Genomic DNA, 23,457 nt, shown 5'->3' with positions numbered 1-23,457 from the left:
AGGTCGATTTAAGGAGACATGCAGTCCGTCGCTTTGGCAGGCGGCTGTCACGCTCCCCTCTGGCCGATCGGCGCAAGTTGCATCTCAGCCGGTTTCAGGAGGCAGGCGGGAAGGTCTTTTGGTGATAGGTTTGGCTTATCGCCGCAATTCGAAATTCCAACTTAAACTAATGGAGCGGTTTGGTTATGGTGCCTGAAGATGCAGCCGCTGGCTCGCCGGCCAGCGCTGACGTCTCGATCCGGGACGACTGGGGCTCAAAGCCTACTGCTCCGAGATCGGTGTCACCGGATAGGCAGTTCAAGAAAGCACAATGGAGAGAGTTATGGATTCAAAGGTCGAGAGTGCGGGCAAGTGTCCGGTGGTGCACACCCACACGGCCCACGGCGGGAGATCGAACCGGGACTGGTGGCCGAACCAGTTGAACGTGAGGATCCTCCATCAGAACTCGTCCCTGTCCGATCCGATGGGCCAGGCATTCAACTATGCCGAGGAGTTCAAGAAGCTCGACCTCGAGGCCCTGAAGAAGGATCTCCTGGCGCTGATGACCGATTCGCAGGACTGGTGGCCGGCCGACTTCGGCCATTACGGGCCGCTGTTCATCCGCATGGCATGGCATAGCGCCGGCACCTACCGCACCGGCGACGGTCGCGGTGGTGCGGGCGCCGGGCAGCAGCGCTTCGCGCCGCTCAACAGTTGGCCGGACAACGTCAACCTCGACAAGGCGCGCCGCCTGCTCTGGCCGATCAAGCAGAAATACGGCAACCAGATTTCCTGGGCCGACCTGATGATCCTCACAGGCAACGTCGCCCTGGAATCGATGGGCTTCAAGACCTTCGGCTTTGCCGGCGGCCGCCCTGACGTCTGGGAGCCCGAGGAAGACGTCTATTGGGGCGCCGAGGAGACCTGGCTCGCCGACAAGCGCTACACGGGCGAGCGTGACCTCGAAAAGCCCCTCGCTGCCGTCCAGATGGGCCTGATCTATGTGAATCCGGAAGGGCCGAACGGCAACCCGGATCCGCTTGCCGCCGCCAAGGATATCCGCGAGACCTTCGCGCGCATGGCGATGAACGACGAAGAAACCGTTGCCCTCATTGCGGGCGGACACACTTTCGGCAAGACCCACGGCGCCGGCGAGGCCACCCATGTCGGCGTCGAACCCGAAGGGGCCGGCATTGAGGAGCAGGGCTTCGGCTGGACCAACAGCTTCGGAACCGGCAAAGGCGGCGACACGATCGGCAGTGGCCTCGAAGTCACCTGGACGACGACGCCGACGAGGTGGAGCAACAACTTCTTCTGGAACCTGTTCGGCTACGAATGGGAACTGACGAAGAGCCCGGCCGGCGCGCATCAGTGGACGCCGAAACACGGTGCCGGCGCGGCCACCGTTCCGGATGCGCACGACGCGTCGAAGCGCCATGCCCCGGCCATGCTGACGACCGACCTCGCGCTGCGGTTCGACCCTGCCTACGAAAAGATCGCGCGGCGGTTCTTCGAAAATCCGGATCAGTTCGCCGATGCGTTCGCCCGCGCCTGGTTCAAGCTGACCCACCGCGACATGGGCCCGCGCGTGCGCTATCTCGGCCCGGAAGTACCGGCAGAGGAACTGATCTGGCAGGATCCGGTCCCGGCCGTCGACCACCCGCTGATCGATGCGCAGGACGTCGCCGATCTCAAGGACAAGATCCTCGCATCGGGGCTGCCGATCTCCCATCTCGTCTCGACCGCCTGGGCGTCGGCCTCGACCTTCCGCGGATCCGACAAGCGCGGTGGCGCGAACGGTGCACGCATCCGCCTGGCACCGCAGAAGGATTGGGAGGTCAATCAGCCGGCGCAGCTTGCCACTGTGCTCGAAACGCTGGAAGGCATCCAGAAGGCCTTCAACGACGCCCAATCCGGCGGCAAGAAAGTGTCGCTCGCAGACCTGATCGTCCTTGGCGGCGCGGCGGCGATCGAGAAGGCGGCGAGGAACGCCGGGCACGACATCGAGGTTCCCTTTGCGCCCGGCCGCACCGACGCGACGCAGGAGCAGACCGATGTGGACTCCTTCGGCGTTCTGGAGCCGATCTCCGACGGGTTCCGCAACTATCAGAAGGGCGACTATCTGATTTCGCCCGAGGAACTGCTGATCGACAGGGCGCAGCTTCTGACGCTGACCGCGCCGGAGATGACGGTTCTTGTCGGCGGCATGCGCGCGTTGAACGCCAATGTCGGTCAGGTCCAGCACGGCGTCTTCACGACACGGCCCGAGTCGCTCACCAACGACTTCTTCGTGAACCTGCTCGACATGGGCACGGCGTGGAAGGTCTCGCCGGAGTCGAAATACGTCTTCGAGGGACGTGACCGCAATACTGACGAGATGAAGTGGACCGCCACTCGTATCGACCTCGTCTTCGGTTCGAACTCGCAGCTGCGAGCGCTTGCCGAAGTCTACGGCCAGAGCGACACGCAGGAGAAGTTCGTGCGCGACTTCGTGGCGGCGTGGACGAAGGTGATGAACGCCGATCGCTTCGACCTCGTCTGATCGGAGCTGAAAAATGCACGGGCGCGGCTGTGTTGCAGCCGCGCCCTTTTTAATTGGCCGAGATTGGCCATGCACGCTCACACACCGAGCCTTTGTCGCTCCGCGATGCGCCAGGTGCGCGGCGTCATGCCGACATGGCGGAGGAAAAAGCGGGAGAAATAGGCCGCGTCCGAAAAGCCGAGGCGGAAGCTGATCTCCTGGACGCTCGCGCGGGTGAAGACGAGTTCGCGCCGCGCCGCGTCGAGCAGCCGTCCGCCAATGACCTCGTGCACACTCTGCCCGGCCATCGTGCGGATCACGCGATTGAGATGGGTCGGCGACAGGCCGAGTTCGCGCGCATAGAATGCTGCCGGTCGGTGCGCAAGATAGTGCTGTCGCAGCAGGGCGTCGAAACGCTCCATCCGCCGCTCGTTCTCGCTTTCTGCGGCTGACTCGTTCGCACGCGGCGCTGCAGCAAGCCGGGCCGTCAACCCAAGCACTGTTGTGAGATAGGCATCGAGCAGGCCAGTGCGGTTGTTGCGCCGCGCTTCCCATTCCTCCGCCAGGCGCTGCAACGTCTCGGCAATGTAACGACCGTCCTCGGTTTCGCCGAGCGGCGTCAGGGTAGGCGTCGCCAGCCAGTTGCCGAGCCTGCTGCGACCACCCGGCGCAACCGGCAGGTGAGAGGCGAGCACGGTAAAGACGAAACCGTCGATGTCGGGGGAAAAGCGGAAGCCGTGGCTGACGGCGGGCGGAACGGTGATGACCGCCGGCGGTGAAATCGACCGAACCGTCTCGCCGAACAGGGCGTCGCCCGAACCCTTGGCGATGTATAGGATCTGAAAGAAGCTCTCGTGACGATGAAGACCGATTTCCCAATGGTGCAGGCGGCTGCGCGAAGGGATCGTCTCGCAATGCAGCCAGAAATCCGGCCTTTCGCCGGAGTCCTCGCCGTAAAGTTCGTAGGTCGGGACGGGTCGTTTCATCGGGTTCAATCAGCGCCAATGTTCGATAAGTGCAATTACTTGGCGGAAATGTCCATTGAGGCAAGGGCCGGCGGCGCGCAAGCTTCCTGACAAAAGACAGTTCTGGAGCGGACGGCAAGCGGGGCTTCGCCGCCGGCGCGACGCTTCAGGTGAGGAGGTCCATGCGAACGCAAGTCGTCATCATCGGCTCCGGACCGTCCGGTCTCCTGCTCGGACAATTGCTCACCCTGGCAGGGATCGAGAATCTTATCCTCGACCGCGCCAGCAAGGAACACATCCTCGGCCGGGTTCGCGCCGGTGTTCTGGAGGAGGGCACAGTCCGGTTGATGGACGAGGCGCAATCCGGGGCCCGCATGCACGCCGAAGGTTTCCCGCACGACGGATTTTCGCTCGCTTTCGATGGTCGTGACCACCGCATCGACCTCTTCGATCTGACAGGCGGCAAGCACGTGCTGATTTACGGTCAGACGGAGCTCACCCGCGACTTGATGGATCATCGTCAAGCGGCCGGCGCGTTAACGATCTACGAGGCCGAGAATGTGAGGCCACACGACTTCGACGGCCACGCGCCTTACGTCACCTATGAGAAGGATGGCGTAACGCATCGGATAGATTGCGATTTTATCGCGGGATGCGACGGCTTTCACGGCGTGTGCCGCAGGTCCGTGCCGCAAAAGGCGATCCGCACCTTCGAGAAGATCTATCCCTTCGGCTGGCTGGGTATCCTTGCCGATGTGCCGCCGGTCGATCACGAACTGGTCTATGCCAATCATCCGCGTGGCTTCGCGCTTTGTTCGATGCGGTCGCTGAGCCGCAGCCGCTACTACATCCAGTGTTCGCTCGAAGAGAAGATCGAGGAATGGGACGACCAGCGCTTCTGGGATGAGTTGCGACGCCGGCTGCCGGCCCATCACGCCGAACGGGTGGTGACCGGGCCATCCTTCGAGAAGTCGATCGCACCGCTACGCTCCTTCGTCGCCGAACCGATGCGCTTCGACCGACTGTTCCTGGTGGGCGATGCCGCCCATATCGTGCCGCCGACCGGAGCCAAGGGACTGAACCTTGCCGCGAGCGATGTGCACTACCTGTTCGAGGGCCTGCTCGAGCATTACCAGGATCGCTCCAATGCCGGCATCGACGCCTATTCGGCCCGGGCGCTGGCGCGTGTCTGGAAGGCGGTTCGCTTTTCCTGGTGGATGACGACGATGATGCATCGCTTTCCCGACACCAGCGAATTCGACCAGAAGATCCAGGAGGCCGAGCTCGACTATCTCACCCATTCGCGTACTGCCGCCGCAGCGCTTGCGGAGAACTATGTCGGGCTGCCGTTTTGACTGATCCGTTCGTGCCGAAGCCGGCGAAAGCGATCGGGGCCGTCAACGTTGGAGGGCTACCCGTTGCCGTGCGTTCTTTGATGGGCCGATTCATAACTAGACAGTTATGTGGAACGGGCTATCTTTCATTTTTCAACATCGTTCCGCATGTCAAACTGACGGCGATCAAGTCTTGCAATTGATCTTTGGACGGCGCCGAACGGGAGTGCGGCGGCTGTCGTGGGGAGGAAACATGAAACGGACTGTTCTCGCCGCTCTGGCGGCACTTATCATTGGCGGCGTAGCGCAAGCCGACACGATCAAGATCGGCGTGATTGGGCCGTTTTCCGGTCCGTTCGCGCTGCAGGGCAAGAATTTCAAGGCCGGGATCGACGCCTATATGGTACTGAACGGCAGCAACGTCGGTGACGACGACATCGAAATCATCTACCGGGATGTGCCGCAGCCCGATCCGGCGCAGTCCAAGGCGCTGGCGCAGGAACTGGTTGTCAAGGAGGGCGTACAGTATCTCGCCGGCTTCTATTTCACGCCCGACGCGATGGCCGTGACGCCGCTGCTTGAGCAAGCGAACGTGCCGCTGGTCATCATGAATGCCGCAACCTCGGCGATCGTCACCAAGAGCCCGCTGGCCGTGCGCACCTCGTTCACGCTCTGGCAGACATCGACGCCGATCGCCAAGGTGGCGAAGGACGCCGGCGTCTCGAAGGTCATTTCGGTGGTCAGCGACTATGGCCCGGGCGTCGACGCCGAGAACGCCTTCAAGAAGGGGTTTGAGGCGGTAGGAGGCGAGGTCGTCGAGGCGATCCGCATGCCGCTTGCCACCAATGATTTTTCGCCGATCATGCAGCGCGTCAAGGATTCGGGCGCCGAAGGGCTCTTCGCCTTCCTGCCGTCCGGCCCGACGACGCTCGGTTTCGTGAAGGCCTTCAACGAAAACGGCCTCAAGGATGCCGGCATCAAGTTCTTCGCGCCGGGCGACCTGACGCAGGAATCCGACCTGCCGGCGCTCGGCGAAGCCGCGCTCGGGATCCAGACGACCTTCCACTACGCGGTCTCGCACGATTCGCCGGAAAACAAGGCGTTTGTCGAGGCGGCCGGCAAGGCGATCGGTAACCCGGCCGAGCTTTCGTTCCCTTCGGTCGGCGCCTATGACGGCATGCATGTCATCTACAAGATGATCGCGGCGACCGGCGGCGAGCAGGACGCGCAGAAGGCGGTCGATGCCGTCAAGGGGCTTTCCTGGACGAGCCCGCGCGGGCCGGTATCGATCGATCCGGAATCACGCCATATCACCCAGAACATCTACCTTCGCGAAGTCGCCAAGGCCGAGGACGGCTCCTATTACAACAAGGAGATCGCGACCTTCGAGAAGCAGGGCGATCCCGGCCTTGCGGCGCTGAAGTAAGATCCGCCGGCGATGGATGCGGGGCCGCAGGCTCCGCACCACCGGCAACAGGATGGGCTCATGCAAACCGTCTTCAGCATAGCGGTCGACGCGCTCGCTTACGGCATGGTGCTGTTCGTGATTTCGATCGGTCTTTCCGTCACCATGGGCCTCATGCGGGTGGTCAACCTCGCCCATGGCGCCTTCGCCATGATCGGCGGATACATCGCCTCCTATGCCGCACGCGACCTGGGGCTCGGCTACGGGTTTGCGGTGCTGCTTGCCGTATTCGGGACGATCGTCATCGCCGTTCCGATCGAACGGCTGCTTTACCGGCGCATCTACGGAGCACCGGAACTCACCCAGGTGCTTATGACGATCGGCATCACTTTCTGCATCATCGGCATCGCCAACTACGCCTTCGGCCCGACGCTGAAGACAGTCCCCCTGCCGCTGGCACTGCAGGGGTCTGTCGATCTCGGCTTCCGCTCGATCGCCACGCATCGGATCTTCGCAATCGCCTGCGGTCTCGCTGTGGCGGCTGCCCTCTGGTACCTGATCGAGAAGACGGCCTTCGGCGTGAAGCTCAGGGCAGCCGTCGACAATGCGGCGATGGCGGCCGCGCTCGGAGTCCGCACCGAGATCGTCTATGCGGTCAGCTTCGCCGTTGCGGTCGGGCTTGCGGCGTTGGGCGGCGTGGTCGGCGCCGAACTGCTGCCGGTCGAACCCTATTACGCGCTGCGCTACATGGTGACATTCCTGGTCGTCGTGTCCGTCGGCGGGGCGGGGTCGATACCCGGCGCGCTCGCCGCCTGCTTGGTGCTTGGCGGCATCGACACGGCCGGCCGCTACCTGGTGCCCGAGTTCGGCGAATTTTTCTTCTACCTTGCGGTCATCGCAATCGTTTGCGTCTTTCCGCGCGGCCTTGCCGGAAGGGCGGGACAATGACCATGGCAACGATGAACGATGCACTGGCAGGCGCCCACGGCAAGGGGCACAAGCTCGGCCGCGACCTCGCCGGTCTGGCGGTGATCCTCGGGCTGGCTGTGGTCGGCTACCTATTGTTTCCGAACAACCTCGCGCTGCTCACCCGCATGACGGCGATCGCGCTTCTGGTTCTCTCCCTCGACCTCGTGACCGGCTATTGCGGCGTGGCGACCCTTGGTCATGCCGCACTCTTCGGCACCGGCGCCTATGCGTCCGGTATTGCCGCGGTGCATTTCGGCATCACCGATCCGCTTTTGATGCTTGCCTGCGGCATTCTCGGCGGCGCGGTTGCGGGGCTCGTCTGCGGTGTCGTCATCCTGCGGGCCCACGGGCTTCCGCAGCTTGTGCTGACGATCGCGCTCATCCATCTGTTTCACGAATTCGCCAACAAGGCGTCCTCCTGGACAGGCGGTAGCGATGGGCTGGCCGGTATCGCGCCCGATCCTCTGCTCGGCCACTTCGAATTCGACCTCTGGGGCCGCACCGCCTATGTGCTCGGCATCATTCTCCTGGCTGTCGTCTTCGCGCTGTTGCGGCTCGTCGTCCGTTCACCCTTCGGGATGCTTTGCCGCGGCGTCAAGGAGGACCCGATCCGCATCCGCGCCATGGGCGCCTCGCCGAAGCTGGCCTTGATGAAGATGTACGTGATTTCCGGCGCCGTTGCCGGCGCGGGCGGCGCGCTCAATGCCATCTCCACCCAGGTCGTTGGCCTCGACAGCCTCTCCTTCACGCTTTCGGCCGAGAGCCTGGTCATGCTGGTCCTCGGCGGCACCGGCTCGCTTTTCGGGGCGCTCACCGGCACCATCGTCTTCATGTTCTTCGAGGATATCGTCTCCGCCGCCAATCCGTTCCACTGGCTGACCATGGTCGGAGCGTTGCTGATCGCCGTCGTGCTCTTCGCCCCGAAAGGTCTCTACGGCACGCTCGCCGGTCTCGCGGCCAGACGGCGGGAGGCACGCCGATGAGTGCCATCTTCGAAGTCAGGAATCTCAAGCGTTCCTTCGGCGGCCTCGCCGTCACAAACGACGTCAGCCTTGCGATGGCGCCGGGCGACCGCATCGCGCTGATCGGCCCGAACGGTGCCGGCAAGACGACCTTTGTCAATCTCGTTACCGGCAACCTGACGCCGGACTCCGGCGACGTCCTGATCGGCGGCGAAAGCGTCACGCGCATCGACGCGATCGGGCGGGTGCGGCGCGGCCTGGTGCGTTCGTTCCAGGTGACGCGCCTCTTCCAGGAGATGACGCCGGCCGAGCATGTGGCCCTTGCGGTGTTGCAGCGCGATGGCCGGGCGGGCCGCATGTTCGGCCATTTCCTCGCCATGCCCGAAGTCATGGCGGAGGTCGCCGAACTGCTCGGCAAGCTTGGTCTCAGCGAGCTGATGCATCGGCGCGTCAGTAAGATCGCCTATGGCCAGCAGCGGCTCCTGGAAATCGCGGTGGCGCTGGCGCTGAAGCCCAAGGTGCTGCTCCTCGACGAACCGGCTGCCGGCGTGCCGCAAAGCGATACCGGCCGCATCGAGCAGGCGCTCGCTGACCTTCCGGCCGATCTCGCCGTGCTGATGATCGAGCACGACATGGACCTCGTCTTCCGCTTTGCCAGGCGCGTCATCGTGCTCGCCGCCGGCACGATCATCTTCGACGGTTCGCCGTCGGAGGTTACCAAGGATGCGCGCGTGCGCGAGGCCTATCTCGGGAGCTATGCCAATGCCGGCCACGCCGCTTGAAGTCGAGAATCTGTCGGCCGGCTACGGGCCGACGCGGGTGCTGGAGGGGATCTCCTTTTCGGTGCCGGCCGGCGCGCGGCTTGCCGTGCTCGGCCGCAACGGCATGGGCAAGACGACGCTGCTTGCCACGCTCGCCGGGCAGACGCGCCGCTATGACGGGCGGATCCGGATCGGCGAGACGGATGTGACGGCGTTGCCGAGCGCGTCGCGCGCGTTGAGGGGCCTCGGTTTCGTGCCGCAGGCGCGCTGTGTCTTTCCCACCTTGACGGTCGAGGAGAACCTCTTCGTCGGCCTCAAGGGCCGACCGAAAAGCGCGCTCGAGGAAGCCTACGAGATGTTTCCGCGCCTCTACGAGCGGCGCAAGAACCTCGGGTCGCAGCTCTCCGGCGGGGAACAGCAGATGCTGTCGACGGCCCGCTCGATCCTCGGGCGTCCCTCCGTACTGCTTCTCGATGAGCCGCTGGAAGGGCTGGCTCCGGTCATCTGCGAGGAACTGATGAAGGCCTTCGCCGAACTCGCCAAGACCGGCGACATGACGATCCTGCTGGTCGAACAGCGCATCCAGAGTGCGCTGGATTTCGCCGACCAGGTCATCGTCCTGGAGCGGGGACGGATTGCCTGGAGCGGAACGCCCGCAGACCTCACGAAGGATCACAGGGCCGTCGAAAGGCTATTGGGAGTCGGCGGTTTGCATTGACCGCCGATCCGCTTTCGCCTGCATTGATCATATGAATCCCGCGCCCTGAGCGGCAGCAGGGCCGTTTGGCCGCCTTCTCGGGCGAGGGGCAATTTTCCCAAGAAAATCCTACGGAATGCCTTCAAAAATTTGAAAGTCTTTCGCATGCGCCGTCGAAATGGCCGGCTAGCGATCATGCGCGCGACGTCGCACAATTGTCGGGCTGCATGGGGTTCCCGTTCGGCGAGGCCGCACGGCCTGGATCGCAGACGTTTGAGGCAGCGATCGAAATATGAACGACCGGATGTTGGAGGAGCAGCGTTCCGGTCTCAGTCGTTCGGCCGCGTCGAGATGACGGCTGCCAGAGCGGGATCAGGAAAAATGCGAGCGGTTTTCCGCTCCAATCTAGGAGGATCGATCACGTTCAGGATCTTGGGCTCACCCAGGGTCTTCGTGGTCTCAGGGAGGAATAATGTTCGAACGGCTTTTCAAACTGAAAGAGCATGACACGACGATCCGCACGGAGGTGGTCGCCGGTCTCACGACATTCCTGACAATGTCGTACATCATCTTCGTCAACCCCGACATTCTGTCGACCACTGGCATGGATCGCGACGCCATCTTTGTTGCGACCTGTCTGGCGGCAGCCCTCGGCTCCGCCGTCATGGCGCTCGTTGCCAACTGGCCGATCGGCATGGCGCCGGGCATGGGCCTCAACGCCTTCTTCGCCTTCACGGTCGTCGCCGCCCTCGGCTTCACGTGGCAGCAGGCGCTCGGCGCCGTGTTCATCTCCGGTCTCATCTTCCTGCTGCTGACCGTAACCGGGGTTAGAAGCTGGCTGATTGCCGGCATCCCGCATTCGCTGCGCAGCGCCATTGCGGCCGGTATCGGCCTGTTCCTCGGCATCATCGCGCTGAAGAATGCCGGCATCGTCGTCGACAATCCGGCAACGCTGGTCGGCCTTGGCGACCTCAAGCAGACCGGGCCGCTGCTCGCCATCCTCGGCTTCTTCGTCATCGCCGTGCTCGATTCGCTGAAGGTCCGCGGCTCCATCCTGATCGGCATCCTCGTGGTCACCATCCTGTCGATGCTGCTAGGCGTTTCAGAGTTCAAGGGCGTGGTTGCAGCGCCGCCGAGCATCGCTCCGACTTTCCTGCAGCTCGACATCATGGGCGCGCTGCACGGCGGTCTCGTCCATGTCATCCTCGTCTTCGTGCTGGTCGAGGTCTTCGACGCCACCGGTACGCTGATCGGCGTCGCCAAGCGGGCGAAACTTGTCGAAGAAGGCAAGCCGAACCGGCTCGGACGCGCGCTGCTGGCCGATAGCTCGGCCATCATCGCCGGTTCGCTGATCGGCACCAGCAGCACGACGGCCTATGTCGAGAGCGCCTCAGGCGTGCAGGCGGGCGGTCGTACGGGGCTCACCGCCCTCACCATCTCGGTTCTGTTCCTCGCCGCCCTCTTCATCTCGCCGCTTGCCGCCGCCGTTCCATCCTATGCGACCGCGCCCGCGCTGCTCTACGTGGCGGGGCTGATGATGCGCGAGCTCACCGAAATCGAGTGGGACGACCTGACCGAGGCGGCACCGGCGGCGCTCACGGCAATCGCGATGCCCTTCACCTACTCGATCGCCAACGGCCTCGCCTTTGGGTTCGTCAGCTACGTGGTCCTCAAGGTCTGCACCGGCCGCTGGAGCGTCATCCATCCCGCGACGCAGATTGTCGCCGCCCTGTTTATCGTACGCTTCGCCTTCTTCGGGGGGTGAGACTTGGGGCAGTGGGCGGTCAGCAGGCTTGCCGGCCATTACCCCGTCCCAAACCCCTCCCCACAAGGGGGAGGGCCTTACTCGCCTCACCCTCTCCCCCAATTCGGCGTCTCCGCACTGTCGGACCTACGAAAAGGCCGGCCCCGCAACGCCGCAGGGGCCGGCCCTATTCTTTCGCGATTGCGTCTTTTCCCGTCAGCCCGGCAGCATGTCCCGCAGCCGCAGCAGTGCGATCCGCTCCACCTGCCGGCAGGCGGTTTCGAACTCGGTGTCGCGGTCGTTGTCGATCCGGCTCCCGAAGGCGGCGAGGATGTCGTCCTTGCTGCGGCCCCTGACCGCAATGATGAACGGAAAGCCGAACTTCTCGACGTAGGCGCCATTGAACTCGGTGAACCGCCCGCGCTCCCGGTCGGTGAGGGCGTCGAGACCGGCCGAAGCCTGCTCGTTGGTCGAACTCTCGGTCAGGCGCTTGGCCTGGGCGAGCTTGCCGGCAAGGTCCGGGTGGGCGTTGAGAACGCGAGCCGTTCCGCGTCGTTCGCCGCGCGAAACACCGCGGTCAATGCCGCGTGCAGGCCGATCGCCGTGTCATTGGCGGCAGAAAGCTCGCCCGCGAAGGCGCGCCTGGCGATCCAGTCGGAATGTTCGAAGATCCCGCCAAAGCGGGCGACGAAGGTCTCTTCCGACAGCCGCGACGGGCGATCGTCATTCGGCTGGAACGGATAGGCTTCCGCCCAATAGCGGGCAATGTCGATACGGCGGGCCAGCCAGACCTTGCTGTGGCTCTTCACGTAATCGATGAAGCGTGCCAGCGCCGCTGCCCGCCCGGGCCGGCCCGCAAGGCGGCAGTGAAGACCGATGCTCAACAACTTCGGCGATCCCGCCTTCCCCTCGGCATAGAGCACGTCGAAGCCGTCCTTCAGATAGCTGAAGAACTGGTCGCCGCTGTTGAAGCCCTGGACTGTCGCGAACCGCATGTCGTTGGCGTCGAGCGTATAGGGGATGACGAGCTGATGCCGGCCGTCGTGCTCGTGCCAATAGGGCAGGTCGTCGGCATAGGAGTCGGACACATAGTCGAAGCCGCCGGCTTCGGTGACGAGGTCGAGGGTGTTTTCCGAGCAGCGGCCGGTATACCAGCCGCGCGGCCGCTCGCCGGTGACGATGGTGTGGAGACGGATCGCCTCGGCGATCTCGGCGCGTTCCCGCGCGGCGCTGAAATCCTTGTGCTCGATCCACTTCAGGCCGTGGGAAGCGATTTCCCAGCCGGCATCCTGCATCGCCGCGACCTGCGCCGGCGATCGCTTCAGCGCCGTCGCGACGCCGTAGACGGTGACCGGCACCTGCCTGTCGGTGAGCAGCCGGTGCAATCGCCAGAAGCCGGCCCGCGCGCCATATTCGTAGATCGATTCCATGTTCCAATGGCGCTTGCCGGGCCAGGCCTGAGCGCCGACGATTTCCGACAGAAACGCTTCCGACGCCGCGTCACCGTGCAGCACTGAGTTTTCGCCGCCCTCTTCGTAGTTGACGACGAATTGAACGGCGATCCGCGCTTCATTCGGCCAAACGACCTGGGGACTAGGGCCGTAGCCCTGGAGATCACGGGGATATCTCATGCAACTTTCCTCCTGAGATTGTCTGCAGATGCCAATTCGTACCGGCAATGAAGCAGGCCCATTCCCCTCGAAAAATTTGAAAGTCTCGAAGCCCGGGCCCGCTACACAAAGGCGTCGCCGCTTCGGATACTTCATTCGTCGAAAGTGAGCTGGAGGAGCGACACGCATGCAGATTCATGGCGGAAACGCCGGTCGCCTGACGACCCATGTGCTGGATACGGCGAGCGGCAAGCCTGCCGCGAACCTGCGCATCGAGCTCTATCGTCTCGATGGAGAGTGGAAAGAGCGCCTCGCTTCTGCCCGCACCAACGACGACGGCCGTTGCGACGAGCCGCTGCTCAGCGGGGCATCGATGCAAAGCGGCGTTTACGAACTGCGCTTCCACGCCGGCGAATATCTGGGCGCCGATCGCACCAATCCGTTCCTGGACGTCATCCCGATCCGCTTCGGCATCGCCGATCACGACGCGCATTACCACGTGCCGCTTTTGCTTTCGCCCTATGGCTATTCCACCTATCGCGGGAGCTGAGTGGTCATGACGATCGAAATCCGCAATACGATCCGTTTCCGCCTGAACGACCGGCTGGTCGAGCTTGCCGATGTCTCGCCGGTCCAGACCCTGCTCGATTTCCTGCGCATCGACCGCAATCTGCGCGGCACCAAGGAAGGTTGCGCCGAAGGGGACTGCGGCGCCTGCACGGTGCTTGTCGGCCGCCTCTATGACGGCAGGCTGATCTACGAATCCGTCAATGCCTGCATCCGCTTCGTCGCTTCGCTCGAATGCTGTCATGTCGTCACCGTCGAGGCGCTTGCCACGCCGAACGGCCCGCTCCACCCGGTGCAGCAGGCGATGGTCGACACGCACGCTTCGCAATGCGGCTTCTGCACGCCGGGCTTCGTCATGTCGCTCTACGGCCTCTGGATGGAGAACCCCAAACCCAGCGTTCAGGAAATCGAGAAGGCGCTGCAGGGCAATCTCTGTCGCTGCACCGGCTACGCCGCCATCATTCGCGCGGCGCAAGCGATTTCGTCGATCGGCGAGCTCGGCAAGGACCCGCTGGTGGCCGAGCGCGAAAAGATCGCGCGCCAGCTTGCGGCCCTCAGGGACGGCCGTCGCGTCGAGCTCGGCAGCGAGGAGGAGCGCGTCGTTCTGCCGGGTTCGCTGGACGATTTTGCTGCCGTTCTCGAAGCCAATCCGAAGGCGACGATCGTCGCCGGCTCCACCGACGTCGGGCTCTGGGTGACGAAGTTCATGCGCGATATAGCGCCGGTCGTTCACCTTTCCCATCTCGATGAACTGCGCCGGATTTCCGTCGACAACGACGGCATCACGCTGGCGGCCGGAGTGAGCTACACGGAAGCCTATGCTGTCCTTGTCCGCCATTTCCCGCAATTGCGCGAGCTCTGGGACCGGATCGGCGGGGAGCAGGTGCGCAACATGGGGACCGTCGGCGGCAATATCGCTAACGGCTCGCCGATCGGCGATACGCCGCCGGCGCTGATCGCCCTCGGTGCGTCGGTGACGTTGCGGAAGGGCGGCAAACGACGGACGCTGCCGCTCGAATCCTTTTTCATCGAATATGGCAGGCAGGATCGCCAGCCCGGCGAATTCGTCGAGTCCGTCCGGGTTCCCTTCCTGGCCGAGGCCGACCGCTTCGCTGTCTACAAGGTGTCAAAGCGGCTCGACGAGGATATTTCCTCCGTCTGCGCTGCGTTCCGTGTGACGCTCGACGGCGAAGGCAGGGTCGTGAATGCGACGATCGCCTTTGGCGGTATGGCCGGCACGCCGACGCGCGCATCGAATGTCGAGGCGGCGCTCAGGGGCTCGGTTTGGAACGCAACGGCGGTCGAAGTTGCCGTCCCAGCCTTCGAGCAGGATTTCACGCCTTTGAGCGATTGGCGCGCCTCGGCGGATTACCGGATGCTGGTTGCCAAGAATCTCCTGCGGCGCTTCTATCTGGAAACGCAGGAAACCCGGAACGTCCGTATCGACCGCGCTGTCGCGGTGGCTGTCTAGGAGGGTGGACCGATGAACGTGATGCAACCCATCGACCGCATCCGCGGCGGCGTCCACGAAAAGGAACGGCATGAGTCCGGCCACAAGCATGTATCGGGCACGGCCGAATATATCGACGACATTCCGGAGCCGGCCGGCACGCTGCACGGCTATCTGGGCCTCTCCCAGCGCGCCCACGCCGAAATCCTGTCGATCGATTTCGAGGCAGTGAAGAACAGCCCGGACGTCGCAGGCGTCCTGACGGCCGAGGACATTCCGGGCGAGAACGACATCAGCCCGGCCCACAAGCACGACGATCCGGTCTTCGCGACCGGCAAGGTCGAGTTCCATGGCCAGCCGATCTTCGCGGTGATCGCCACCTCACGCGACGCCGCCCGCCGCGCTTGTGCAAAGGTGAAGATCGAATATCGCGACCTGCCGCATGTGACCGACGTCGTCGAGGCGGCGGCCGCCAACTACCCGCTGGTGATCGATCCGCTGAAGCTCGAGCGTGGCGATATCGACGCCGGTTTCGCCAAGGCGAAGAACGTCGTCGAGGGCGAGATGCGGATCGGCGGCCAGGATCACTTCTATCTCGAAGGCCACATCTCCCTCGCCATCCCCGGCGAGGACGACGAGGTGACCGTCATTGCCTCGACCCAGCATCCGAGCGAGACGCAGCACATGGTGGCCCAGGTGCTCGGCGTGCCATCGAACGCGATCACCGTGAACGTCCGCCGCATGGGCGGCGCCTTCGGCGGCAAGGAGACGCAGGCAAATCTCTTCGCGGCGGTCGCGGCACTCGCGGCGAGGAAATACCGTCGTCCCGTCAAGGTTCGCCCGGACCGCGACGACGACATGACGGCGACCGGCAAGCGCCACGACTTCCATGTCGATTACAAGCTCGGCTTCGACGACGACGGACGCATAGAAGCCGTGGATGCCGTGTTCGCCGCCCGCTGCGGCTTCTCGGCCGATCTCTCCGGTCCGGTAACCGACCGTGCGCTCTTTCACGCCGACAATTGCTATTTCTACCCAAACGTCCGGCTGCGCTCGCGTCCGCTCAAGACGAATACCGTATCGAACACCGCCTTCCGCGGCTTCGGCGGGCCGCAGGGCATGGTCGGCGGCGAGCGGATGATCGAGGACATCGCCTATACGCTCGGCAAGGATCCCCTCGAGATCCGCAAGCTGAATTTCTACGGCGGCCAGGGGCGCAACCTGACCCCCTATCACCAGACCGTGGAAGACAACATCATCGGCCGGATTATCGAGGAACTCGAAGCGTCGGCGGACTATGCCGCCAGGCGGCAGGCGGTGATCCAATTCAACCGGGAGAACCACGTCATCAAGCGGGGCATCGCGCTGACGCCGGTCAAATTCGGCATCTCCTTCACCAAGACCGAATACAACCAGGCCGGCGCTCTCGTCCATGTCTATACGGATGGCTCGATCCAGCTCAACCACGGCGGCACCGAGATGGGGCAGGGGCTCTACACCAAGGTTGCCCAAGTCGTGGCGGACGAATTCCAGGTCGATCTCGACCGCATCAAGGTGACGGCCACCTCGACCGGCAAGGTGCCGAACACCTCGGCGACGGCAGCGTCCTCGGGGTCGGATCTGAACGGCATGGCGGCCGGCAACGCCGCGCAGCAGATCAAGGCACGCCTTATACGCTTCGCGGCCGAACACTACGGTGTCGACGAAGCGGATGTCGCCTTCGAACCGAACATGGTGCGGATCGGCGCCGAGCGCATTGCCTTTACCGATTTCATCAAATCGGCCTATGCGGCGCGAATCCAGCTCTCGGCGGCCGGCTTCTACAAGACGCCGAAGATCCACTGGGATCGTTCCCAGGGCAGGGGACGGCCGTTCTATTACTACGCCTACGGCGCCTCTTGCTCTGAGGTCAGCCTCGATACGCTTACCGGCGAATACCAGGTCGAGCGCACCGACATCATCCATGACGTCGGCAAGTCGCTGAACCCGGCACTCGACATCGGCCAGGTGGAGGGTGCCTTCGTGCAGGGCATGGGCTGGCTGACGACGGAGGAGCTGTGGTGGGACGCGAAAGGGCGGCTGCGCACCCATGCGCCTTCGACCTACAAGATCCCCCTCGCTTCCGATCGCCCGCGCGTCTTCAACGTGCGGCTGGCAGAATGGTCGGTCAACCGCGAAGAGACAATCCGCCGCTCGAAGGCAGTCGGGGAACCGCCGTTCATGCTGGGCATTTCCGTTCTTGAGGCGATATCCATGGCAGCGGCAAGCGTTGCGGCGTATCGTATTTCGCCGCGCATCGATGCCCCCGCAACACCGGAGCGGGTGCTGATGGCGATCGAACGCCTGCGCGGCGCGTCGAAAAGTGAATGAGTGACAGGCATGGCGAGCAGAGAGGACATTCGGCATTTCCTGAGCGGCAACACGGCCTGCATTCTCGTCGAGGTGTCGGGAGCGGCCGGCTCTACGCCGCGCGATACCGATGCCTGGATGCTCGTCTCCAAGGAACGCACCTTCGCCACGATCGGCGGCGGTCAGCTGGAATACATGGCGATCGATCGTGCCCGGCAATTGCTCAAGGGCGCAGCCACCGATGACCGGTTGGCGATCCCGCTCGGGCCGGAGATCGGCCAGTGCTGTGGCGGGCGGGTCGTGCTCGCCTTCAAGGCTGTTGATCTGGAAACCCGGGCTGCATTGATCGAGCGCAGCGACGCCGAAATCGCACGCCGGCCGCATGTCTATGTTTTCGGGGCAGGCCATGTCGGCGACGCGCTTGCCATGGCGCTGTCGCTGGTGCCGGTCAGGACTGTGCTCGTCGATACCCGCGAGCAAGAGCTTTCGGCGGTCGACGTGCCGGGGATCGAAACCTGCCTGACGGCGATGCCCGAGGCGGTCGTCCGTGACGCCCCACCCGGCAGCGCCTTCGTCATCCTTACCCACGAGCATGCCCTGGACTTTCTAATTGCGGCGGAAGCGCTGGCCCGGCAGGACGCCTGCTATGTCGGCATGATCGGCTCGAAGACGAAGCGCGCTACCTTCAGGAACTGGCTGTCGCGCGATGTAGAACGCCCCGACCTCTTCGACCGGCTCGTCTGCCCGATCGGCGGGACAGCGTTGAAAGACAAGCGGCCCGCGGTCATTGCCGCGCTCGCCGCCGCCGAAATCATGACGGCAGCGCTCACCCATGACGTCCCGCAGGCCGATGCGCCACCGTCGAAGCATGGGAAGTCGATCAGGGCATAGCCCGTAAACTTGCCGATCATTGGCCGGCTTCCGTACTCCTCGGACGGATGACGCAATCCGCGATGCGGTCAAGATCGTTCAATTCGGCTGCGTGACGCTGGCCCCATTCGCAAAGCGCGTGGAGAACGGACTCGAGGCTGAGACCCAGGCGCGTCGCGGAATATTCGACGCGTGGCGGCACCTCGCGGAAAATCTCCCTGTGTACCAGGCCATGCTCCTCCATCTCGCGAAGCTGCTGGATCAGCATCTTCTGGCTGACGGCCGGGACGAGCCGTTTCAATTCCGAAAGCCGTTTCGGCGCATCGAACAGATGATAGAGGATGATCGCCTTCCAGCGCCCGGAAATCACCTTGAGCGCGCGCTCGGAAGGCAGAACCGGCAACTTCTTGATGATCTCGGCCATGGTTACCTCTTGGTGCGTATGGAACGAAAGAGTGTGTAGAGGTGCTTTGGAGACTGGACCTAAATAGTGAGGTAAACCAAAGAATTCGAGGTCAGTCTTCATGAAAGCGATTGAGTTTCGCCAGTTCGGGTCGCCCGACGTGCTCAAGATTGTCGATGTGCCGACACCGAGGCCCGGAAAGGGTGAGGCGCTCGTCCGGGCTCACGCCATCGGGGTCAACTACTTTGAAGTCCTGATGCGACAGGATCGCTACGCGGTGACACCCGAACTGCCGATGGTCCCCGGCGTCGAGCTGGCAGGCGTCGTCGAGGCGGTCGGCGAGGGCGTTCGTCCTTCTCTGCTGGGCAGTCGTGTCGCTGTGCCGATGTTTGCCCACGGACGCGGTAGCGGCGGATATGCCGAGTTTGTGACTGTCGACGCGACGACGCTGGTGCCGATCCCGGACGGGCTTTCCTTCGATGCTGCCGCTGCCCTGATGATCCAGGGCCTGACTGCCTTGCATCTGGTGCGGCAGATCCCGCCCAGGAACAAGACGCTGCTCGTCAGTGCCGCGTCCGGGGGCGTCGGCTCTCTGCTGGTGCAGCTGGCAAGGAAGGGCGGCGCCGGGGCGATCGTTGCCGTCGCGAGTTCCGAAGAGAAACTTGAACTGGCGCGTTCGCTTGGCGCCGATCTTGGCGCGAACTATGCCGAGCCGGAGTGGCCGGCGACGCTCAAGAGAGCGCTGAGCGGCGGCGGCGTCGACATCGTCTATGATTTCGTTGGCGGCGACTTCACGGGGACGGCGATCGAACTGCTGGCGCCAGGCGGCGAACTGGTCTTCGGTGCGCTTGGTAGGTTTGCGCTGAGCACTCGGCAGACGGAATCGGTGTTCTCAAAAAATCAGGTTCTGCGCGGCTTTGCCCTGCTCCCCTTGCTCGATCCGGCCGGGTTGAGGGCGGACCTCACCGATCTTTTCGGCTGGGCGGAAGAGGGGACCCTGACCGTGACTATCGGCGGGCGGTTTTCACTGGAGCGGGCCGAAGCTGCCCATCGGGCCATCGAGGGCCGCCAAACGACCGGAAAAATCGTTCTGGTGCCCTGACCATTCAAGCGGTCGAAAGTTCCTGTTGCGGGGCAGGGTGGGCGAGCATCTTGCCGATCAGCCGCTGACACCGCTCGGCCATGAAGTCGATGATCAGGCGTACCTTCGGATCCTGGAAGCGTTTGTGCGGATAGATCGCCGCGAGTTGCGCGCCAAGTGGCGGCGTCTCGTCGAGGATCGGCACGAGCGTGCCGTCGTTGATATATTGCTTCACCTCGAAGAGCGGCTTGTTGATGATGCCCCGGCCGTCGAGCGCCCATTGGGTCAGCACGTCGCCGTCATCTGAGTCATAAGGCCCGCCGACCTCGAACTTGCGCGCGCCCTCCGGCGTCTGCAGCGTCCAGTAATATTCCTTCGACCCGGGATAGCGCAGCAGCAGACAGTCGTGACGCTCGGTGATGAGCTCGTCCGGCGTATTTGGAATGCCGCGCTTCTCGAAATAGGCTGGCGCGCCGCAGAGCACTCGATCGCAGTTCATGATGCCGCGCATGCGCAGGTTCGAATCCTCGAGGATCCCGAGCCGGAAGGCGACATCGATGCCTTCGCTCAGGATATCGACATTGCGGTCGGAAAGGCGCAGCCGCACCTCGATATCCGGATAGCGATCGTGAAACTCGGGAACGCCCGACGCGATCAATCTGCGACCTATGCCGAGCGGCGCGGTAATCCGCACCGCTCCTTTGGGATTGTGCGACAGATCGGCGATGGCGCTTTCCGCCTCGTTGACCGCCTCGAGGATCTTCACGGCGCCGTCGTAGAAGACGCGGCCATGCTCCGTCGGCGTCAGTTTGCGGGTGGTGCGGTTGAACAGGCGCACGCCCATATGCCGCTCCAACTCCTTGATTCTGTTGCTGGCGACGGCCGGCGTGACGCGCTGATCGCGGCCAGCGGCCGACAGCGTTCCAAGTTCCACGACGCGCACGAAGACGCGCACATTATCGAGATAGGACATGCTCCCGCCTCTGCTCCTCAGGGGCCCAGATTACCGCGCCGGCGCCTTGCCTATTTTATAGTTTTTTTTGAAAGAGTTGCTGATCTCGCGGCATTTCTCGACCCCTCAAGCAATGACACATAATGCCGCCCAGAGAAATGGGAGGCCTCTATGTACGAATATGCCATTGCCTGGGACTGGCTGACATTTGCAGTGCGGTGGCTGCATGTCATCACCGGCATCGCCTGGATCGGCTCATCCTTTTATTTCGTCGCGCTCGATCTGGGCTTGCGGCAGCGCTCCGGCATGCCGGTCGGCGCCTATGGCGAAGAGTGGCAGGTCCATGGCGGCGGCTTCTATCACATCCAGAAATATCTGGTCGCGCCGGAGAACATGCCCGAGCACCTGATCTGGTTCAAATGGGAATCCTACGTCACCTGGCTGTCCGGTTTCGGCATGCTGGCGCTCGTCTATTACGCCGGCGCGGACCTCTATCTGATCGATCCGAGCGTACTCGACGTCTCAAAACCGACGGCGATCGCCATCTCGCTGGCATCGCTGGGATTCGGCTGGCTTGCCTATGACACGATCTGTCGTTCGCCGCTCGGCAACGACAACACCCGCCTGATGGTGTTGCTCTACTTCATTCTCGTTGCCGTCGCCTGGGGCTACACCCAGCTCTTCACCGGCCGCGCCGCCTATCTGCATCTCGGTGCATTCACGGCGACGATCATGTCGGCGAACGTGTTCTTCATCATCATCCCGAACCAGAAGAAGGTGGTCGCCGACCTGATCGCCGGCCGCACGCCCGATCCGGCGCTCGGCAAGCAGGCGAAGCAGCGCTCGACCCACAACAACTACCTGACGCTGCCCGTACTGTTCCTGATGCTGTCGAACCACTACCCGCTCGCCTTCGGGACTGAGTACAACTGGATCATCGCCTCGCTGGTCTTCCTGATGGGCGTCACCATCCGCCACTGGTTCAATACGCAGCATGCCCGCAAGGGCGCCCCGACCTGGACCTGGCTTGTCACAGTGCTCCTCTTCATCGTCATCATGTGGCTTTCGACCGTGCCCAAGGTTCTTTCCGAGGGTGGAGAGGCGAGGGCGTCCACCACCGAACAGGCCGTCGTCGCAACGGCGGATTTCTCGAAAGTGCGCGATACGGTGCTCGGCCGCTGTTCCATGTGCCATGCGCGGGAGCCCGGCTGGGAGGGTATCATCGTACCGCCCAAGGGCGTCGTCCTCGAAAGCGACGGCGACATCATCGAGCATGCCCGCGAAATCTATCTGCAGGCGGGGCGTACGCACGCCATGCCGCCCGCCAATGTCACCGGCATCACCGAAGAGGAACGGCAGGTGCTGGCCTCCTGGTACGAGACGGCCGTGAAGGAAGGAACGATTCAATGACTGATCTGCTGATCCGCGGCCGCGTGCTGACCTTCGTCAAGGAGCCCGAAGGCATCGACGATACCGGTGCCTATCGCTATTACGAGGACGGCGCCGTTCTCGTCACGAACGGCAAGATCGCCGGTGTCGGTTCCTATAGCGACGTCGTAAAACAGGCGGGCAGCGGCATCAGGATTGCCGACCATCGCCCCAATCTCGTCCTGCCGGGCCTGATCGATACGCACTTGCATTTTCCGCAGACGCAGGCGATCGCCTCTTATGGCGCGCAGCTCCTGGAATGGCTGAACACCTACATCTTCGTCGAAGAGCAGAAGTTCAAGGAGCCGCAACACGCCGCCTTCATCGCCGGCCGCTTCATGGACGAGCTGCTTTCCAACGGCACGACGACGGCGGTCGCCTATTGCTCGGTGCATCCGGAAAGCGTCGACGCCTTCTTCACGGCGGCTGAAGAGCGCAACATGCTGATGATCGGCGGCAAGGTGATGATGGACCGCAACGCCCCCGAGGGGCTGCGCGACACGCCCGGCAAGGGCTATGACGAAACGAAACGGTTGATCGGCAAGTGGCATGGCCGTGGCCGGGCGCACTACGCGATCAGCCCACGCTTCGCCATCACCTCCACGCCCGAGCAGATGGAGATGAGCCGGGCGCTCGTCGACGAACATCCGGACTGCTACGTGCAGACCCATCTGTCCGAGAACAAGGAGGAGGTCGCCTTTGCCACGTCGCTTTATCCGGAAGCGAAGGACTATACGGACATCTACGCGCGCTACGGTCTTCTTGGCCGCAAGACATTGCTCGGCCATTGCATCTATATGAGGGACCGGGAGATATCGGTGCTCGCCGAAACGGGCGCTGTCGGTGTGTTCTGCCCGACCTCCAACCTGTTCCTCGGCAGCGGCCTGTTCGATCGCGACCGCTTCGACAGGCTCGGTGCCCGCCATGCGGTTGCGACCGATGTCGGCGCCGGAACGAGCTTCTCGATGCTGGAAACGATGGACGAGGCCTATAAGGTGCTGCACCTCCAGGGCCAGCGGCTCTCGCCGCTTCGCTCCTTCTACATGCTGACGCTCGGCAATGCCCGGGCGCTGGACCTCGAGCACCGGATCGGTTCGCTGCACGCCGGCGCGGATGCCGATATCGTCATCCTCGACAGCCACGCCAAGCCGGCGATGGAACTCAGGATGCGCGTGGCATCGTCGCTTGCCGAAGAACTCTTCGTCCTGCAGACGATGGGCGACGATCGCTGCGTCGCCGAAGTCTATGTTGCGGGACGGCCGATGAAGCGGGGTAAACGGGCGGATGAAATGACCCCGGCCGCAAGGACTGCGGAACCGGCGTAACTTCGGTTCGCAGGCCCCGCTCTTTATGAGAAAACGGCAGCAGTCCGTTGAATCTTTGGAATTTTCCGTGATTGTGGCGATCGCC

General features: G+C 63.4%; 18 protein-coding genes and 1 pseudogene. 15 read left to right on the top strand and 4 right to left on the bottom strand.

The window, feature by feature from the left end; translation table 11 throughout:
- Nucleotides 1-322 precede the first annotated feature (322 nt).
- A complete protein-coding gene (katG, locus tag N181_RS01830; RefSeq protein ID WP_014331910.1) occupies nucleotides 323-2,521 on the top strand; it encodes a catalase/peroxidase HPI in 2,199 nt (732 codons plus the stop codon).
- A gap of 77 nt (nucleotides 2,522-2,598) precedes the next feature.
- Here katG and N181_RS01825 read toward each other — a convergent pair whose 3' ends face one another.
- Nucleotides 2,599-3,486: a helix-turn-helix domain-containing protein gene (locus N181_RS01825; RefSeq protein ID WP_014331909.1), complete on the bottom strand. Its 888-nt coding sequence runs from the start codon at nucleotides 3,484-3,486 to the stop codon at nucleotides 2,599-2,601.
- 161 nt (nucleotides 3,487-3,647) lie between these two features.
- Here N181_RS01825 and pobA point away from each other — a divergent pair, with 161 nt between their 5' ends.
- The 7 genes from pobA (at nucleotide 3,648) to N181_RS01790 (ending at nucleotide 11,358) form a co-directional block, all read left to right on the top strand.
- Entirely contained in the window at nucleotides 3,648-4,820 is a 1,173-nt protein-coding gene (gene pobA, locus N181_RS01820; RefSeq protein ID WP_060563215.1) for a 4-hydroxybenzoate 3-monooxygenase, read from the top strand.
- A 232-nt stretch (nucleotides 4,821-5,052) separates the two neighbouring features.
- Nucleotides 5,053-6,225, top strand: a complete 1,173-nt coding sequence (locus N181_RS01815; RefSeq protein ID WP_037430354.1) for an ABC transporter substrate-binding protein — start codon at nucleotides 5,053-5,055, stop codon at nucleotides 6,223-6,225.
- 60 nt (nucleotides 6,226-6,285) lie between these two features.
- Nucleotides 6,286-7,152, top strand: coding sequence for a branched-chain amino acid ABC transporter permease (locus tag N181_RS01810; RefSeq protein ID WP_014331906.1), 867 nt, complete (start codon nucleotides 6,286-6,288; stop codon nucleotides 7,150-7,152).
- A 2-nt stretch (nucleotides 7,153-7,154) separates the two neighbouring features.
- Entirely contained in the window at nucleotides 7,155-8,156 is a 1,002-nt protein-coding gene (locus N181_RS01805) for a branched-chain amino acid ABC transporter permease (RefSeq protein ID WP_037430381.1), read from the top strand.
- Nucleotides 8,153-8,917, top strand: a complete 765-nt coding sequence (locus N181_RS01800; RefSeq protein WP_037391538.1) for an ABC transporter ATP-binding protein — start codon at nucleotides 8,153-8,155, stop codon at nucleotides 8,915-8,917. Before N181_RS01805 ends, N181_RS01800 begins: the two co-directional genes overlap by 4 nt.
- Nucleotides 8,898-9,614, top strand: coding sequence for an ABC transporter ATP-binding protein (locus N181_RS01795; protein WP_037430356.1), 717 nt, complete (start codon nucleotides 8,898-8,900; stop codon nucleotides 9,612-9,614). The genes N181_RS01800 and N181_RS01795 overlap by 20 nt, the downstream gene beginning before the upstream one ends.
- 451 nt (nucleotides 9,615-10,065) lie before the next feature.
- The gene (locus N181_RS01790; protein ID WP_037430357.1) at nucleotides 10,066-11,358 is read left to right on the top strand and encodes an NCS2 family permease; all 1,293 of its coding nucleotides are present in this window, start codon (nucleotides 10,066-10,068) and stop codon (nucleotides 11,356-11,358) included.
- A 195-nt stretch (nucleotides 11,359-11,553) separates the two neighbouring features.
- Here the strand turns inward: N181_RS01790 and puuE are convergent.
- Nucleotides 11,554-12,968 (bottom strand): annotated as a pseudogene (gene puuE / locus N181_RS01785) (allantoinase PuuE).
- A 166-nt stretch (nucleotides 12,969-13,134) separates the two neighbouring features.
- Between puuE and uraH the strand changes: the two are divergent.
- Genes uraH through xdhC form a run of 4 tightly spaced genes read left to right on the top strand, consistent with a single transcriptional unit; the run spans nucleotide 13,135 to nucleotide 18,204 of the window.
- Nucleotides 13,135-13,497, top strand: a complete 363-nt coding sequence (gene uraH, locus N181_RS01780; protein ID WP_037430362.1) for a hydroxyisourate hydrolase — start codon at nucleotides 13,135-13,137, stop codon at nucleotides 13,495-13,497.
- A 6-nt stretch (nucleotides 13,498-13,503) separates the two neighbouring features.
- Nucleotides 13,504-14,985 (top strand): xanthine dehydrogenase small subunit, encoded by a 1,482-nt coding sequence (gene xdhA / locus N181_RS01775; protein ID WP_037430363.1) that lies wholly within the window; start codon nucleotides 13,504-13,506, stop codon nucleotides 14,983-14,985.
- Between the two features lie 12 nt (nucleotides 14,986-14,997).
- Complete coding sequence (gene xdhB / locus N181_RS01770) at nucleotides 14,998-17,334, top strand: xanthine dehydrogenase molybdopterin binding subunit (protein ID WP_037430364.1); 2,337 nt, start codon at nucleotides 14,998-15,000, stop codon at nucleotides 17,332-17,334.
- Between the two features lie 9 nt (nucleotides 17,335-17,343).
- On the top strand, nucleotides 17,344-18,204 hold the full coding sequence (gene xdhC, locus N181_RS01765) for a xanthine dehydrogenase accessory protein XdhC (RefSeq protein WP_037430365.1): 861 nt from the start codon (nucleotides 17,344-17,346) through the stop codon (nucleotides 18,202-18,204).
- A 16-nt stretch (nucleotides 18,205-18,220) separates the two neighbouring features.
- Here the strand turns inward: xdhC and N181_RS01760 are convergent, their stop codons facing one another.
- Nucleotides 18,221-18,607, bottom strand: a complete 387-nt coding sequence (locus N181_RS01760; protein WP_037430368.1) for a winged helix-turn-helix transcriptional regulator — start codon at nucleotides 18,605-18,607, stop codon at nucleotides 18,221-18,223.
- Between the two features lie 100 nt (nucleotides 18,608-18,707).
- Between N181_RS01760 and N181_RS01755 the strand changes: the two genes are divergently transcribed.
- Nucleotides 18,708-19,688 carry a quinone oxidoreductase family protein gene (locus N181_RS01755; RefSeq protein ID WP_037430371.1) on the top strand — a complete coding sequence of 327 codons (981 nt, stop codon included), beginning with the start codon at nucleotides 18,708-18,710 and terminating at the stop codon, nucleotides 19,686-19,688.
- A 4-nt stretch (nucleotides 19,689-19,692) separates the two neighbouring features.
- On the opposite strand, the gene N181_RS01750 is transcribed toward N181_RS01755, so the two are convergent.
- Nucleotides 19,693-20,640 (bottom strand): LysR family transcriptional regulator, encoded by a 948-nt coding sequence (locus N181_RS01750; RefSeq protein WP_037430376.1) that lies wholly within the window; start codon nucleotides 20,638-20,640, stop codon nucleotides 19,693-19,695.
- 150 nt (nucleotides 20,641-20,790) lie between these two features.
- Here N181_RS01750 and N181_RS01745 point away from each other — a divergent pair, with 150 nt between their 5' ends.
- A complete protein-coding gene (locus tag N181_RS01745) occupies nucleotides 20,791-22,029 on the top strand; it encodes a urate hydroxylase PuuD (RefSeq protein WP_037391571.1) in 1,239 nt (412 codons plus the stop codon).
- Nucleotides 22,026-23,372, top strand: coding sequence for a guanine deaminase (guaD, locus tag N181_RS01740; RefSeq protein ID WP_037430378.1), 1,347 nt, complete (start codon nucleotides 22,026-22,028; stop codon nucleotides 23,370-23,372). Before N181_RS01745 ends, guaD begins: the two co-directional genes overlap by 4 nt.
- Nucleotides 23,373-23,457 lie beyond the last annotated feature (85 nt).

This window comes from Sinorhizobium fredii USDA 205 (assembly GCF_001461695.1).
Lineage (GTDB): Bacteria > Pseudomonadota > Alphaproteobacteria > Rhizobiales > Rhizobiaceae > Sinorhizobium > Sinorhizobium fredii.
This window is presented reverse-complemented; position numbering and strand designations above follow the sequence as displayed.